A 15,418-nucleotide genomic window follows, 5' to 3' on the forward strand; every position below is an offset into this window, starting at 1 on the left:
CGCGAAGGTGGCCGTACGGTTGGTGCAGGGGTCGTTGCAAAGATCGTCGAGTAAGTAAGTGCACTGAGTAGTGTCGGTACAGGCCAGTAGCTCAATTGGCAGAGCAGCGGTCTCCAAAACCGCAGGTTGGGGGTTCGATTCCCTCCTGGCCTGCCATTTTTAATCTTCCGGATACATAAGCTGATTCCTATGGAGTCAAAAGCAGAGAGTGGCTCCAGTCGTTTCGATGTCGTGAAGTGGCTGGTTGTTTTTGCATTGGTAGCTGTCGGTGTCGTTGGCAACCAGTATTTCGGTGCTGAGTCCGTTCTATATCGGGTTTTGGCCCTGGTTGCGATTGCTTTAGTGGCTACTTTTGTTGCCCTGCAGACTGATCGTGGTCGCCGATTTGCGACTTTGCTCAAAGAAGCGCGGGTTGAAATTCGAAAAGTGGTTTGGCCTACCAGGCCTGAATTAATTCAAACGACAGTGATCGTTGTTGTATTTGTTCTGGTGGTTGCTCTTCTTTTGTGGGGTATGGACTCGCTGATCAGTTTTCTGGTCGCCGGATTTATCGGGTAACAGGGGTGGGCAATGGCTAAGCGCTGGTACGTCGTTCACGCGTATTCTGGCTTTGAAAAGCATGTTATGCGCACACTCAAAGAGCGTGTTGCGCTCAACGAAATGGAAGATCGGTTTGGGGAAATATTGGTACCAACCGAAGAAATCGTTGAGATGCGTGACGGCAAGAAACGTAAAAGTGAGCGTAAGTTTTATCCCGGATATGTGCTTGTCCAGATGGAAATGGATGATGGCACCTGGCATTTGGTGAAAAATACGCCACGTGTACTGGGTTTCATCGGTGGTACCAAGGATAAGCCAGCACCCATTACGGAAAAAGAGGCGGAAGCTATATTGCGCCGTGTTGAAAGTGGCGTTGATAAGCCGAAGCCCAAAACGCTGTTTGAGCCGGGTGAGATCGTTCGGGTAACCGAAGGTCCATTTGCCGACTTCAACGGGGTGGTAGAAGAAGTTGACTACGACAAGAGTCGAGTCAAAGTTGCTGTGTTGATTTTTGGTCGTTCGACCCCTGTCGAGCTTGAGTTTGGGCAGGTCGAGAAAGATTGACAGTGACAGTTATAGTGATGGCTCGCGCACCTGAGTGACGCGGGCTTTTTGTGTCTCAATAGGGGAGCTGCAAGGCGATTGAACCCACCAGGAGAAAATCATGGCTAAGAAAATTGATGCCTATATAAAGCTACAGGTTGCTGCCGGTAAAGCAAACCCGAGTCCGCCGGTTGGTCCGGCACTGGGTCAGCGCGGTGTTAACATTATGGAATTTTGCAAGGCGTTTAATGCTCAGACTCAAGATATGGAGCCTGGGCTGCCGATTCCAACAGTTATCACTGTATACAGTGATCGTAGCTTTACGTTCATTACCAAAACGCCACCAGCACCCGTGCTGTTGAAGAAAGCAGCTGGTATCAAGAGTGGTTCAGGTAGGCCGAATACCGAGAAGGTTGGCACCGTGACTCGCGCTCAGTTGGAAGAAATTGCAAAGACCAAAGAACCGGATCTTACTGCTGCAGATATGGATGCTGCTGTTCGCACCATCGCTGGAACTGCCCGTAGTATGGGCCTGAATGTGGAGGGCCTGTAAGATGGCGAAGCTAAGTAAACGTCAAAAGCTGATTAGTGAAAAAGTTGATGCTACCCGTGCGTATTCTGTTGATGACGCGGTGGCACTTCTGACCGAATTGGGTCAGTCGGTCAAATTCAAAGAATCAATTGATGTTGCGATCAACTTGGGTGTAGATGCGCGTAAATCTGACCAAGTCGTACGTAGTAGTACAGTTCTTCCTCACGGTACCGGCAAAACGGTACGAGTTGCCGTTTTCACTCAGGGTGCAAACGCTGAGAAAGCGCTCGCCGCTGGTGCGGACATCGTCGGTATGGACGATCTTGCGGAAGAAGTAAAGAAAGGCAATATGAATTTTGATGTGGTCATTGCGACGCCGGATGCTATGAGAGTAGTTGGGCAGCTTGGTCAGATTCTGGGTCCCCGTGGTTTGATGCCTAACCCTAAGGTTGGCACAGTAACTCCGGACGTCGAAACAGCGGTGAAAAATGCCAAAGCAGGTCAGGTTCGTTACAGAACTGACAAGAATGGCATTATTCATTCGCCTCTGGGTAACGTTGAATTTACTGCTGAGTCGATCAAGGAAAACCTTGAATCGTTAGTAGCAGACTTGAAAAAAGCCAAACCCTCGTCGGCAAAAGGTGTGTATCTCAAAAAGATTACACTTTCTACGACGATGGGTCCTGGTTTAACTATCGATCAAGGCGGTCTGAGCATCTGATTGCTGAAATCGGTAGAAGCTTTGTAGTCTAGGCGGAAGCCAAGGCTGTCAAAGACCGCAGGTCCCCGAGGCTCCCCGGAGCTACAAGGGTTAAAGCAATGCCTGCGCAGACGGTGTGAAGACGTTCTCTCTGAACCCAAACACCGTTAGGGCGCCCGAAAGGGCAATATGGGTTTGCCGGTTTTATTCCGGCGAAATCGAGGAGAAATCCAGTGGCAATTAGACTCGAAGACAAGAAAGCGATCGTCGCTGAAGTCAACGAGACTGCCGGTGGTGCTCTGTCTGTCGTACTGGCTGACTACCGTGGTGTTACCTCTGGTGATATGACGGCGTTGCGTGCGAAGGCTCGTGCTGAACAGGTTCGCCTTAAGGTTGTTCGTAACAACCTGGCAAAACTTGCGATTGCGGGTACTGAGTTCGAATGCATCAAAGATGTATTGGTTGGTCCGACAATTCTGGCGTTCTCTATGGAAGATCCGGGTGCGGCCGCAAGGTTGCTGAAGGATTTCGCAAAAGAGAAAGAGGCATTTGAAATCAAGGGTCTGGCTGTTGGCGGTGTGCTAATGGCTGCAGATCAGATTGACCGCCTCGCCAAGCTCCCGACACGCCACGAGGCGTTGACGATGCTGGCAGCCGTAACACAGGCACCGATTACCAAGCTTGCACGGACACTGAACGAAGTTCCTTCTAAAGTGACTCGTGCTGTAGCGGCAGTTCGCGACCAGAAGCAAGATGCTGCTTGATTCTGTTGAACACCATTTTTATATTTTTGGGAGAAAGTCATGGCTCTGTCTAAAGACGATATTTTGAATGCAATTGCTGAAATGAGCGTAATGGACGTCGTTGCGCTGGTTGAAGCAATGGAAGAGAAGTTTGGCGTATCAGCTGCTGCTGCTGTAGCTGCTGCACCTGCTGCGGCCGGTGAAGCTGTTGCTGCTGAAGAGCAGACTGAGTTTGATGTTATTCTGACCGGTCCTGGTGAGAAGAAAGTCAACGTCATTAAAGCAGTTCGTGAACTAACAGGTCTCGGCCTGAAAGAAGCGAAAGAAATGGTCGACAGTGCTCCTTCTACTATTAAGGAAGGCGCTAGCAAGGACGACGCCGACGCTGCGAAGAAAAAGCTTGAGGAAGCAGGCGCTTCAGTTGAGCTTAAGTAATAGCGCTCAAATGATCGCTACCATGCCATAGGCATGGGAGGGCTGGTGGCCATGCGCCACCGGCCTTTTTCTGTTGTATATGCTATAGAGAAGGTGGTTCCTACATTGAAAGACAGCTATCTCTATAACCTACAGCCCAAGTCTTGTTCAAGACGGCGCAATAAGCCGAGCAATTCGGCCCCGAAGCAGGAAAATGGTTGCTTCTTGATACCAGGTATCAGGTCTAAAGCTGGGGAATGCAGATGACTTACTCCTATACTGAGAAAAAGCGGATCCGCAAAGATTTTAGTAAATTGCCGACCGTGATGGATGTCCCCTATTTGCTGTCTATTCAGCTTGATTCATATCGGGATTTCCTACAAATGGAAGCGGCTGCTGATGCCCGCCAGGAAACTGGCTTGCACGCAGCTTTTAAATCCGTATTCCCGATTGTCAGCTACTCCGGCAATGCGGCACTCGAATACGTGAGTTACCGCATTGGCGAGCCGGTATTTGATGTCAAGGAATGCCAGCTGCGGGGTGTGACGTATGCAGCACCGCTGCGAGTTAAAGTACGGCTGATTATTTACGACAAGGAATCGTCTAATAAGGCGATAAAAGACATCAAGGAACAGGAAGTCTACATGGGCGAAATGCCCCTGATGACTGAAAATGGCACCTTCGTTGTTAACGGTACTGAGCGGGTAATTGTTTCCCAGTTGCACCGGTCGCCGGGCGTGTTTTTTGATCATGATAAGGGTAAGACGCACTCATCTGGAAAGCTTCTCTATTCTGCTCGAGTGATCCCTTACCGTGGGTCCTGGCTCGACTTCGAGTTTGACCCGAAAGACTGTGTGTTCGTTCGGATCGACCGCCGTCGTAAACTGCCAGCATCCATTCTGTTGCGAGCACTGAGCTTTACATCCGAGCAGATGCTTGAGATGTTCTTTGACACCAGTAAATTCCGTATTGGTGCCGAAACCTGCAAGCTGGAATTGGTTCCCAGTCGTTTGCGCGGTGACATTGCCACCTTCGATATCAAAGATAAAGACGGCAGTATCATTGCTGAAGAAGGCCGTCGGATCACTGCTCGTCATATCAAGCAGCTTGAAAAGTCGGGCATGACAGAGTTGGAAGTTCCGACAGAATATCTTTACGGTCGTGTTCTCGCCCGCGATTTGGTTGATACCAAAACCGGAGAAGTCCTAGTCGAGTGTAATACTGAACTGACAGACGAAGTTGTGGAAAAGATTCTTGGTGCCGGTGTCGACGAAATCGATACTCTGTACACCAACGATCTCGACTGTGGTCCGTTCATGTCAGACACCTTGCGTATAGATCCGACGCGCACGCCTCTGGAAGCGCTGGTCGAAATCTATCGCATGATGCGTCCTGGTGAACCACCGACGAAAGAGTCCGCAGAAAACCTGTTCAATAACCTGTTTTTCTCCGAAGAACGTTACGACCTGTCTTCTGTTGGTCGAATGAAGTTGAACCGGCGTCTTGGTCGCGAAGAAAGCACTGGTGCTGGCATTCTGACCCACGATGATATTATTGATGTGCTCAGAACGCTGATCAATATTCGTAACGGGCAAGGCAATGTCGACGATATCGATAACCTTGGTAACCGTCGTATCCGGTCCGTTGGCGAGATGGCTGAGAATCAGTTCCGAGTTGGCCTGGTCCGGGTTGAACGTGCCGTACGTGAGCGTTTGAGCCTTGCAGAAAGCGAAGGCCTAATGCCGCAGGATCTGATCAATGCGAAGCCAGTGGCCGCGGCGGTAAAAGAATTCTTCGGGTCCAGCCAGTTGTCACAGTTCATGGACCAGAACAACCCGCTGTCTGAGGTTACCCACAAACGTCGTGTGTCCGCACTCGGCCCCGGTGGTCTGACCCGTGAGCGAGCCGGCTTCGAAGTGCGTGACGTGCATCCGACGCATTATGGTCGAGTTTGCCCGATCGAGACGCCGGAAGGTCCAAACATTGGTTTGATCAACTCCTTGGCTACCTATGCCCGCACTAACTCCTACGGTTTCCTTGAGAGCCCGTATCGGAAGGTTATAGATGGACAGGTAACTGATGACATTGTGTACCTGTCGGCTATTGAAGAAAGCAATTTCATCATAGCCCAGGCCAGTGCGGCGGTGGATGATGACAATCGGCTGGTGGATGAGCTGGTAACCGTCCGTCACCAGAACGAGTTTACTGTGACGCCACCGGAAAACGTGAACTTTAAAGACGTTTCTCCTCGGCAGGTCGTTTCAGTTGCTGCTTCTCTGATTCCGTTTCTGGAACACGATGATGCTAACCGTGCCTTGATGGGGTCTAACATGCAGCGCCAGGCTGTGCCGACATTGCGTGCTGACAAGCCGCTGGTGGGTACGGGTATTGAGCGTATCGTGGCTCAGGATTCCGGCGTCTGTGTGACGGCCCGTCGTGGCGGCGTAATCGAGAGTGTTGATGCGGCCCGCATAGTGGTTCGGGTTAATAATGAAGAGACCGATGCGGGCGACGCGGGTGTCGATATATACAACCTCACCAAGTACACCCGTTCAAATCAGAACACTTGTATTAATCAACGCTCAATCGTTAAGCAGGGCGATAACATTGCTCGTGGTGACGTGTTGGCGGATGGTCCTTCAGTGGATTTGGGTGAGCTGGCGTTGGGTCAGAATATGCGAATCGCATTCATGCCCTGGAACGGCTACAACTTTGAGGACTCCATACTGGTTTCTGAAAAAGTGGTTGTCGATGATCGTTTCACCACGATCCACATCCAGGAGCTCACCTGCGTTGCGCGTGACACCAAGTTGGGTAGCGAAGAGATCACAGCTGATATTCCGAACGTGGGCGAAAGTGCGCTCTCGAAACTCGACGAATCAGGTATCGTGTATATCGGTGCGGAAGTAGGACCGGGCGATATTCTGGTCGGCAAGGTTACTCCGAAGGGAGAGACACAACTGACGCCGGAAGAGAAGCTGCTGCGTGCAATCTTTGGCGAGAAGGCCTCGGATGTCAAAGATACCTCGAGCCGGGTATCGACCGGCACCCGCGGCACGGTCATTGATGTTCAGGTGTTCACTCGGGACGGTATCGAGAAAGATCCGCGAGCTCTGGCAATTGAGAAAGAGCAACTTGATCAATACCGGAAAGACCTGAAAGACGAATACCGTATCGTTGAGGGAGCGACCTTTGAACGGCTTATGAATGCGCTTGAAGGTCAGGAGGTTATTAGTGCCCCTGGTCTGAAAAAAGGTGCCAAGCTTGAACAGACATTCCTTGCAGAGCTGCCACGGGACGAATGGTTCAAGTTGAGACTGAAAGACGAAGCCCTCAATGAGCTGCTTGAGAAGTCTGAGCAAGGTCTTGCTGATCGCAAAAAGGACCACGAAGCACGCTTTGAAGACAAGAAGCGCAAGCTTCAGCAAGGCGATGATCTGGCGCCAGGCGTTCTGAAGATCGTTAAGGTATATCTTGCTATCAAGCGTCGTATCCAGCCAGGCGATAAGATGGCGGGTCGACATGGTAACAAGGGTGTCATATCGGCAGTGATGCCGGTCGAAGACATGCCTTATGACGCCAATGGTGAGACCGTCGACATCGTGTTGAATCCATTGGGTGTACCTTCACGAATGAACGTAGGTCAGGTGTTGGAAACTCACCTCGGCGCGGCGGCCAGAGGTCTTGGTGTCAAGATCAACGGTATGTTGGAAGCTCAGCGCAAGGTCACGGAAATCCGTGAACTGTTGGGCAAGATCTACAATCACAGTGATGAAGTGGCACGGGTTGACCTCGACAGCCTCTCTGATGCTGAGATTTTAGAGCTCGCCAACAATCTGCGTGAAGGCGTTCCAATGGCAACCGCGGTATTTGACGGCGCCAAAGAAGCCGAGGTGAAGCATATGCTTGAGCTTGCTGACATGGATACCAGTGGTCAGGTCAAGCTGTACGACGGCCGCACAGGGAATACGTTTGATCGTCCTGTGACTGTGGGCTACATGTACATGCTCAAGCTGAATCACTTGATCGATGACAAGATGCACGCGCGTTCTACCGGTTCGTACAGCCTGGTCACCCAGCAGCCGTTGGGTGGTAAGGCGCAGTTCGGTGGCCAGCGCTTCGGTGAGATGGAAGTCTGGGCCCTTGAGGCCTACGGTGCGGCATATACGTTGCAGGAAATGCTTACCGTGAAGTCTGATGATGTCAATGGTCGGACCAAGATGTACAAGAACATTGTCGATGGTGATCATCGAATGGAGCCGGGCATGCCCGAATCCTTCAACGTTCTTGTCAAGGAAATTCGCTCGCTGGGTATCGACATCGAGCTGGAATCCGACTGAGCCGAATTGTTTTTTTGGCAGCGTGAGCGGACACCGACCGGTGTCCGCCCGAGATTAACGCCATCCGGAGCTGTTACTGATGAAAGATTTACTGAATCTTCTCAAGAGCCAGAACCAGAAGCAGGAATTTGACGCCATCCGTATAGGATTGGCATCGCCTGATATGATTCGCTCATGGTCCTTTGGTGAAGTAAAAAAGCCTGAGACCATAAATTACCGCACGTTCAAGCCTGAGCGTGATGGCCTGTTCTGCGCCAAGATTTTTGGCCCGATCAAGGACTACGAGTGCCTGTGCGGTAAGTACAAGCGCCTCAAGCACCGTGGTGTTATTTGTGAAAAGTGCGGCGTTGAAGTCGCCCTGGCCAGTGTTCGCCGTGAGCGGATGGGCCACATTGAGCTGGCCAGTCCGGTAGCTCATATCTGGTTCCTGAAATCACTGCCGTCCCGAATCGGCCTCATGCTCGACATGACTCTGCGCGATATCGAGCGCGTGCTGTATTTCGAGTCGTTTATCGTCATTGATCCGGGTATGACCACCCTTGAACGTGGTCAACTGTTGAACGATGAGCAGTATTACGAAGCGCTGGAAGAGTTCGGCGACGAGTTCGACGCTCGCATGGGTGCGGAAGCAGTCAAAGCCCTGCTGGAAGATATTGATCTCCAGGAAGCGGTCGATGGTCTGCGGGAAGAGATTCCGCAGACCAACTCGGAAACCAAGATCAAGAAGTTCAGCAAGCGACTCAAGATTCTTGAGGCGTTCCTGAACTCCGGCAATCGCCCAGGCGATATGATCATGACTGTTCTGCCAGTGTTGCCGCCCGATCTACGCCCTCTGGTGCCCCTGGATGGCGGTCGCTTTGCGACTTCCGATCTGAACGACCTGTACCGTCGGGTGATTAACCGCAACAACCGACTTAAGCGCCTGCTGGAGCTGAATGCGCCAGATATCATTGTGCGTAACGAAAAGCGGATGTTGCAGGAAGCCGTGGATGCGTTGTTGGATAACGGCCGCCGCGGCCGCGCCATCACGGGCACCAATAAGCGTCCGCTGAAGTCCCTGGCCGATATGATCAAGGGCAAGCAGGGTCGTTTCCGGCAGAATCTGCTGGGCAAGCGAGTGGACTACTCCGGTCGTTCTGTCATCGTGGTGGGTCCTTATCTTCGCCTGCATCAATGCGGTCTGCCGAAGAAAATGGGTCTGGAGCTGTTCAAGCCGTTTATTTTTGCCAAGCTTGAGCATCGCGGACTGGCGACGACAATTAAAGCTGCCAAAAAAATGGTTGAGCGTGAAGAAGCGGTTGTCTGGGATATTCTGGACGAGGTTATTCGCGAGCATCCGATCATGCTTAACCGGGCACCTACGTTGCACCGTCTCGGCATCCAGGCGTTTGAGCCAGTTCTGATCGAAGGTAAGGCTATTCAGCTGCACCCTCTGGTGTGTGCTGCTTACAACGCTGACTTTGACGGTGACCAGATGGCGGTCCACGTACCGCTGACGATTGAAGCCCAGCTTGAAGCCCGTGCTTTGATGATGTCTACCAACAACGTACTTTCACCGGCAAATGGTGAGCCGATCATCGTGCCTTCTCAGGACGTTGTTTTGGGGCTGTACTACATGACCCGTGAGCGTAAGACCGCTCGGGGCGAAGGCATGATCTTCGCGGATACCAAAGAAGTGCATCGCGCCTATGGTGCTGGCAAGGTGGATCTGCAGGCCAAGATCAAGGTTCGTGTAAAGGAAGTCACGCCGCTGGTTGAGGGCAGTGATGAGCAGACCACAACCTATAGTATCGTCGATACGACGGTTGGTAGGGCGCTGTTGTTCGATATCGTACCTGATGGTATGCCTTTTGATATCGTCAACCGCCCAATGGTCAAGAAAGCTATCTCCAATCTGATCAACGTGTGTTATCGCACCGTCGGTTTGAAAGAGTCGGTCATCTTCGCTGATCAACTGATGTACACCGGTTTCTACTATGCAACCGTGTCTGGCACCTCAATCGGTGTTAACGATTTCGAGATTCCCCCCGAGAAGTACGAGATGGTCGATGCGGCAACGGCCGAAGTCAAAGAAATCGAGACTCAGTATGCTTCCGGTCTGCTGACCCAGGGTGAAAAGTACAACAAGGTTATCGATATCTGGTCCCGCGCCAACGATAAAGTGTCGAAGGCCATGATGGATCGCCTGTCCAAAGAGCAGGTTGTTGGTTCTGATGGTAAGCCAGTCAAAGGTGAAGACGGCGAGTTCCTGACCCAGGAGTCGTTTAACTCGGTCTACATGATGGCCGATTCGGGTGCGCGGGGTTCTGCCGCCCAGATCCGTCAGCTCGCGGGCATGCGTGGCTTGATGGCGAAGCCGGATGGCTCCATCATCGAAACGCCGATCACGGCGAACTTCCGGGAGGGTCTGAACGTTCTTCAGTACTTCATCTCGACTCACGGTGCCCGTAAGGGTCTGGCCGACACGGCACTGAAGACTGCGAACTCAGGTTATCTGACTCGCCGTCTGGTGGACGTCTCCCAGGATCTCGTAGTAACCGAAGTGGATTGCGGTACAAGTGAAGGTCTGCTGATGACGCCGCATATCGAAGGCGGTGATGTGGTCGTGCCATTGGGTGATCGTGTTCTCGGTCGGGTTACCGCTCGCGACGTGTTTACCCCAACCGACAAAGACAACGCAGTTGTCGCGGCTGGCACCTTGCTCGATGAAAAGACCATCGAAACGGTTGAGCGAGCGGGTGTTGACGAGATATGGGTTCGTTCTGCGATCAGCTGCGAAACCAAACATGGCGTTTGTGCCAGCTGTTATGGGCGCGATCTTGCTCGTGGTCATCTGGTCAACGTCGGTGAAGCGGTCGGCGTCATAGCGGCTCAATCAATTGGTGAGCCAGGCACACAGCTCACCATGCGGACATTCCACATTGGTGGCGCGGCCAGCCGGGCGTCCGCAGTCGACAACATTCAGGTCAAGCATGGCGGTACTGTGCGTCTGCATAACCTGAAGTCGATCGAACGGACAGACGGCACATTGATCGTTGTTTCCCGTTCATCCGCCTTGGCAGTCGCTGATGATCAGGGCCGTGAGCGTGAGTGGTATAAGCTCCCTTACGGCGCGATGCTGTCAGTCAAGCATGGGGATGCAGTTGAAGCCGGTGTTGCGGTGGCCAAGTGGGATCCGCACACTCACCCAATCGTCGCGGAAGGCGTTGGTACAGCTCAGTTTGTGGGCATGGATCAGGGCATCACGGTGCGCACCCAAACGGACGAGCTGACCGGTCTTTCTACGGTTCAGGTAATTGATCCCAAGGAGCGTCCTGCGGCTGGTAAAGATATTCGTCCCATGGTCCAGCTTCTGGACGATAAGGGCGAAGAAGTGGTTTTGCCGGGCGGAAGCCCAGCTCAATTCTTTTTGCCTGCGAATGCTTTGATTACCATCAGCAACGGTGGCAAGGTCGAGCTCGGTGATGTGGTCGCGAGAATCCCGCAGGAGAGCTCGAAGACGCGGGATATCACCGGTGGTCTCCCACGCGTTGCGGATCTATTTGAGGCGCGCCGGCCTAAAGAGCCGTCCATACTGGCCGAAATCAGCGGTGTAGTCTCCTTTGGCAAAGAAACCAAAGGTAAGAAGCGTCTGGTAATTACGCCAAGAGAGGATGACGCCTATGAAGTGCTGATTCCGAAATGGCGTCAATTGAACGTCTTTGAAGGTGAAACGGTTGAGAAGGGTGAGGTTATTTCCGATGGTCCCTCCAACCCTCACGATATATTGCGCCTGCTGGGCGTGGTTGAGTTGGCGAAATACATTACCAATGAGATCCAGGACGTTTATCGTTTGCAGGGTGTTGTGATCAACGACAAGCATATCGAAGTTATCGTTCGCCAAATGCTTCGCAAGGTAGAGATCACAAATGCTGGTGAAACCGGCTTCCTGAACGGCGATACCGTTGAGTATCACCAGTTTATCGAAGCCAACGCTGAGGCGGAAAAAGCCGATAAGCAGCCAGCCAAGTGTGAACGGCTGTTGCTTGGCATCACGAAATCGTCGCTGGCGACCGAATCGTTCATTTCTGCTGCCTCTTTCCAGGAAACCACTCGGGTTCTCACGGAAGGCGCGGTTACAGGCAAGCGGGACTATCTCCGTGGCCTGAAGGAAAACGTAGTGGTTGGTCGGCTGATTCCTGCTGGTACTGGTTTAGCCTATCACGCCGAGCGCAAGCGTAAGCGTGAACTGGAAGAGCAGGGCGTGACTGCGGAAGATGTTGCAGAGGCGCTGAGCGCTGAGCTTAACCGCTAACCCCCGGTTTTCACTGATGGGTAGTTGGTTAAAAAGAAATCAGTCATCTTGACTGCAGAGGGGCGCAGGCTTACACTTGCGTCCCTTAAATTTTGCCCTTAGGGGTAAGTTTCAATGATCCAGTTTTTTGGAGTTTGCTTACATGGCAACGATTAATCAGTTGGTACGTAAGCCTCGTAAACGCAAAGCGGCAAAGAGCGACGTTCCGGCGCTGCAAAGTTGTCCGCAGCGTCGGGGTGTATGCACTCGTGTATACACTACCACGCCGAAGAAGCCGAACTCTGCACTCCGTAAGGTGTGCCGTGTGCGTCTGACCAACGGTTACGAGGTTTCCTCATACATTGGTGGTGAAGGTCACAACCTTCAGGAGCACAGTGTTGTGCTGATCCGTGGCGGTCGAGTAAAAGACCTTCCGGGTGTGCGCTACCACACTGTTCGCGGAACGCTGGACACCCAGGGTGTACAGAACCGTAAGCAGGGCCGCTCCAAATACGGTGCAAAACGACCCAAGTCCTGATGTCCCTCGCGGGTGTCTTTTATCGTTGTTTTTAACGGTGAGAGTAAGGCTGAGTAGCTAATGCTATCTCAGGGGTTCCTGAAGACCTTTTGATATTAAGGGCTTATCGATGCCTAGAAGAAGAGTTGCAGCCAAACGGGACATTATCCCGGATCCGAAATTCCATAGCCAGCGGCTGGCCAAATTCATCAATCATGTGATGGAAAGTGGCAAAAAGTCCGTTGCTGAGCGCATTGTTTACGGCGCGCTTGATATTGTTACGGAAAAATCCAAAGACGAGCCAATCGAAATGTTCGAGAAGGCACTGGAAAACATCCAGCCTATGGTCGAAGTTAAGTCCCGCCGTGTGGGCGGTGCGACCTACCAGGTGCCTGTGGAGGTCCGTCCTTCCCGTCAGAATGCTCTGGCGATGCGCTGGCTCGTTGAATATTCACGGAAACGTGGTGAAAAGTCCATGGCCCAGCGTCTGGCTGGCGAGATTCTTGACGCCGCAGACAGCAAGGGTGCCGCGGTTAAGAAACGCGAAGACGTTCATCGCATGGCAGAAGCCAACAAGGCCTTCTCTCACTTCCGTTTCTAAATAGCCGAGGTTTATTACAGTGGCACGCAAGACTCCAATTAAGCGATACAGGAATATTGGTATTTGTGCGCACGTTGATGCGGGCAAAACCACCACCACCGAACGAGTTCTGTTCTATACAGGCATTTCTCACAAGATCGGTGAAGTTCACGATGGTGCAGCCACCATGGACTGGATGGAGCAGGAGCAGGAGCGAGGGATTACTATCACCTCCGCTGCAACTACCTGTTTCTGGAGTGGCATGGACAAGCAGTACCCTGAGCACCGTATCAATATTATTGATACCCCGGGACACGTTGACTTTACTATCGAAGTTGAGCGTTCACTGCGGGTGCTGGATGGTGCTGTAGTCGTATTCTGCGGCTCCTCAGGTGTAGAGCCGCAGTCCGAGACTGTATGGCGCCAAGCCAACAAATACGAAGTTCCCCGATTGGTGTTCGTCAACAAGATGGACCGTGCTGGTGCGAACTTCCTGCGCGTTGTGGAACAGATCAAGAAACGACTCGGTGCAACTCCGGTGCCTATCCAGCTGCCTATTGGCGCAGAGGAAGACTTCAAGGGCGTTATCGATCTTATCCGCATGCAGGCCATTTACTGGAATGAAGACGATTCCGGCATGACCTACGACGAGCGCGAGATTCCCGCAGAACTGCAGGAGGAGTGCGCCAAGTACCGTGAAATGATGGTAGAGGCTGCGGCCGAAGCTAACGAAACGCTCATGGATAAGTATCTTGAGGGTGGCGAGCTTACCAACGATGAGATCAAGCAAGGGTTGCGTACGCGTACGCTTGCGAATGAAATCGTGCTGGCTACCTGTGGTTCTGCCTTCAAGAACAAGGGTGTGCAGGCCGTGCTGGATGCTGTCATCGAGTTTTTGCCCGCGCCAGACGAGGTCAAGCCGATTCACGGTATTGTTGATGAGGACGGCACAGAAGAGTTACGTCCTGCCGATGATGAGGCGCCGTTTGCAGCGCTCGCATTCAAAATAGCAACCGATCCTTTCGTGGGCACGTTGACATTTTTCCGGGTTTACTCAGGCAGGCTGGAGTCAGGCCAGGCAGTGTATAACTCGGTCAAGCAGAAGAAAGAACGTGTCGGTCGTATGGTGCAGATGCATTCCAAGGATCGTCAGGAAATCAAAGAAGTATTGGCTGGTGACATTGCCGCTGCCATCGGCCTCAAGAACGTGACCACAGGTGACACTCTTTGCGCCGAAAATGCCAAGATCATCCTTGAGAAGATGGAGTTCCCGGAGCCGGTCATTTCGGTAGCGGTAGAGCCGAAGTCAAAAGCTGACCAGGAAAAAATGGGTGTGGCCCTGGGCAAGTTGGCTCAGGAAGATCCTTCGTTCCGTGTGCGCACAGATGAAGAGTCGGGTCAGACCATTATTTCGGGTATGGGTGAGTTGCACCTCGATATTATCGTCGACCGTATGCGTCGCGAGTTCAAGGTTGAAGCTAACATCGGTAAGCCTCAGGTTGCATACCGTGAGTGTATCCGGAAGTCCGTAGACGTCGAAGGCAAGTTTGTTCGTCAGTCCGGTGGTCGTGGTCAGTATGGTCATGTTCACGTAAGGCTTGAGCCACTGCCATTGGATGATGAAGATGGCGAGAACTTCATTTTTGTCAACGAAGTGGTAGGTGGTGCTGTGCCGAAGGAATACATTCCGGCGGTCCAGCAGGGCATTTATGAGCAGATGCAGAATGGTGTATTGGCTGGTTATCCGCTGCTACGCATTAAAGCTACGCTTCATGACGGCTCTTACCACGATGTCGACTCCAACGAAATGGCGTTCAAGATTGCTGGCTCCATGGCAATGAAAAAGGGTGCGTTGGAAGCTAATCCTGCCCTGCTTGAGCCGCTCATGAAAGTCGAGGTGATTACACCTGAAGATTACATGGGTGATGTTGTTGGCGATCTTAACCGTCGTCGTGGCCTGATTTCAGGCATGGAAGACGGTCTCGCGGGCAAGATTGTCCGCGCAGAGGTTCCGTTGTCGGAGATGTTCGGTTATGCCACCGACCTGCGTTCTGCTACACAGGGAAGGGCGTCTTACGTGATGGAGTTTTCCAGATATATGGAAGCACCATCGAACATTGCCGAAGCGATCATTAAAAAGGGTTGATTCCCGGACTTAAGAAACAGGAAGAGGTATAACCGTGTCTAAAGCAAAATTTGAACGTAAAAAGCCGCACCTGAACGTGGGCACGATTGG

The 15,418-nt window shown here is 52.2% G+C and carries 11 protein-coding genes and 1 tRNA gene; all 12 read left to right on the forward strand.

Annotated features, from left to right (window positions below):
• Positions 1–80: 80 nt before the first annotated feature.
• The 12 genes from WEB64_RS14255 to fusA all read left to right on the forward strand — a co-directional run bounded on the left by WEB64_RS14255 (position 81) and on the right by fusA (position 15,328).
• A tRNA-Trp gene (locus WEB64_RS14255) sits at positions 81–156 on the forward strand.
• Between the two features lie 33 nt (positions 157–189).
• Positions 190–558, forward strand: coding sequence for a preprotein translocase subunit SecE (gene secE / locus WEB64_RS14260; protein ID WP_368059660.1), 369 nt, complete (start codon positions 190–192; stop codon positions 556–558).
• A 12-nt stretch (positions 559–570) separates the two neighbouring features.
• Positions 571–1,104 carry a transcription termination/antitermination protein NusG gene (gene nusG, locus WEB64_RS14265; protein ID WP_368059658.1) on the forward strand — a complete coding sequence of 178 codons (534 nt, stop codon included), beginning with the start codon at positions 571–573 and terminating at the stop codon, positions 1,102–1,104.
• Between the two features lie 100 nt (positions 1,105–1,204).
• On the forward strand, positions 1,205–1,636 hold the full coding sequence (rplK, locus tag WEB64_RS14270) for a 50S ribosomal protein L11 (RefSeq protein WP_368059656.1): 432 nt from the start codon (positions 1,205–1,207) through the stop codon (positions 1,634–1,636).
• A 1-nt stretch (position 1,637) separates the two neighbouring features.
• Positions 1,638–2,336 (forward strand): 50S ribosomal protein L1, encoded by a 699-nt coding sequence (gene rplA, locus WEB64_RS14275; RefSeq protein ID WP_368059654.1) that lies wholly within the window; start codon positions 1,638–1,640, stop codon positions 2,334–2,336.
• A 212-nt stretch (positions 2,337–2,548) separates the two neighbouring features.
• Positions 2,549–3,079 (forward strand): 50S ribosomal protein L10, encoded by a 531-nt coding sequence (rplJ, locus tag WEB64_RS14280; protein WP_368059652.1) that lies wholly within the window; start codon positions 2,549–2,551, stop codon positions 3,077–3,079.
• A 39-nt stretch (positions 3,080–3,118) separates the two neighbouring features.
• Positions 3,119–3,493 (forward strand): 50S ribosomal protein L7/L12, encoded by a 375-nt coding sequence (gene rplL, locus WEB64_RS14285; RefSeq protein WP_368059650.1) that lies wholly within the window; start codon positions 3,119–3,121, stop codon positions 3,491–3,493.
• A 242-nt stretch (positions 3,494–3,735) separates the two neighbouring features.
• Positions 3,736–7,812 (forward strand): DNA-directed RNA polymerase subunit beta, encoded by a 4,077-nt coding sequence (gene rpoB / locus WEB64_RS14290; protein ID WP_368059648.1) that lies wholly within the window; start codon positions 3,736–3,738, stop codon positions 7,810–7,812.
• Positions 7,813–7,891: 79 nt separating this feature from the next.
• Complete coding sequence (gene rpoC / locus WEB64_RS14295; protein WP_368059646.1) at positions 7,892–12,106, forward strand: DNA-directed RNA polymerase subunit beta'; 4,215 nt, start codon at positions 7,892–7,894, stop codon at positions 12,104–12,106.
• 142 nt (positions 12,107–12,248) lie between these two features.
• The gene (rpsL, locus tag WEB64_RS14300) at positions 12,249–12,623 is read left to right on the forward strand and encodes a 30S ribosomal protein S12 (RefSeq protein ID WP_152208463.1); all 375 of its coding nucleotides are present in this window, start codon (positions 12,249–12,251) and stop codon (positions 12,621–12,623) included.
• Between the two features lie 109 nt (positions 12,624–12,732).
• Positions 12,733–13,203 (forward strand): 30S ribosomal protein S7, encoded by a 471-nt coding sequence (rpsG, locus tag WEB64_RS14305; RefSeq protein WP_368059644.1) that lies wholly within the window; start codon positions 12,733–12,735, stop codon positions 13,201–13,203.
• A 19-nt stretch (positions 13,204–13,222) separates the two neighbouring features.
• Positions 13,223–15,328, forward strand: a complete 2,106-nt coding sequence (gene fusA, locus WEB64_RS14310) for an elongation factor G (RefSeq protein WP_368059642.1) — start codon at positions 13,223–13,225, stop codon at positions 15,326–15,328.
• The last annotated feature ends 90 nt before the right edge of the window (positions 15,329–15,418 follow it).

The sequence above is a fragment of the Marinobacter sp. genome (assembly GCF_040882185.1).
GTDB lineage: Bacteria > Pseudomonadota > Gammaproteobacteria > Pseudomonadales > Oleiphilaceae > Marinobacter.

Coding starts and splice junctions, on each gene's coding strand:
- rplL (WP_368059650.1), top strand. CDS start 3,119: ATGGCTCTGTCTAAAGACGATATTTTGAATGCAATTGCTGAAATGAGC.
- secE (WP_368059660.1), top strand. CDS start 190: ATGGAGTCAAAAGCAGAGAGTGGCTCCAGTCGTTTCGATGTCGTGAAG.
- rplA (WP_368059654.1), top strand. CDS start 1,638: ATGGCGAAGCTAAGTAAACGTCAAAAGCTGATTAGTGAAAAAGTTGAT.
- rpoB (WP_368059648.1), top strand. CDS start 3,736: ATGACTTACTCCTATACTGAGAAAAAGCGGATCCGCAAAGATTTTAGT.
- rpsL (WP_152208463.1), top strand. CDS start 12,249: ATGGCAACGATTAATCAGTTGGTACGTAAGCCTCGTAAACGCAAAGCG.
- rplK (WP_368059656.1), top strand. CDS start 1,205: ATGGCTAAGAAAATTGATGCCTATATAAAGCTACAGGTTGCTGCCGGT.
- rpoC (WP_368059646.1), top strand. CDS start 7,892: ATGAAAGATTTACTGAATCTTCTCAAGAGCCAGAACCAGAAGCAGGAA.
- rpsG (WP_368059644.1), top strand. CDS start 12,733: ATGCCTAGAAGAAGAGTTGCAGCCAAACGGGACATTATCCCGGATCCG.
- nusG (WP_368059658.1), top strand. CDS start 571: ATGGCTAAGCGCTGGTACGTCGTTCACGCGTATTCTGGCTTTGAAAAG.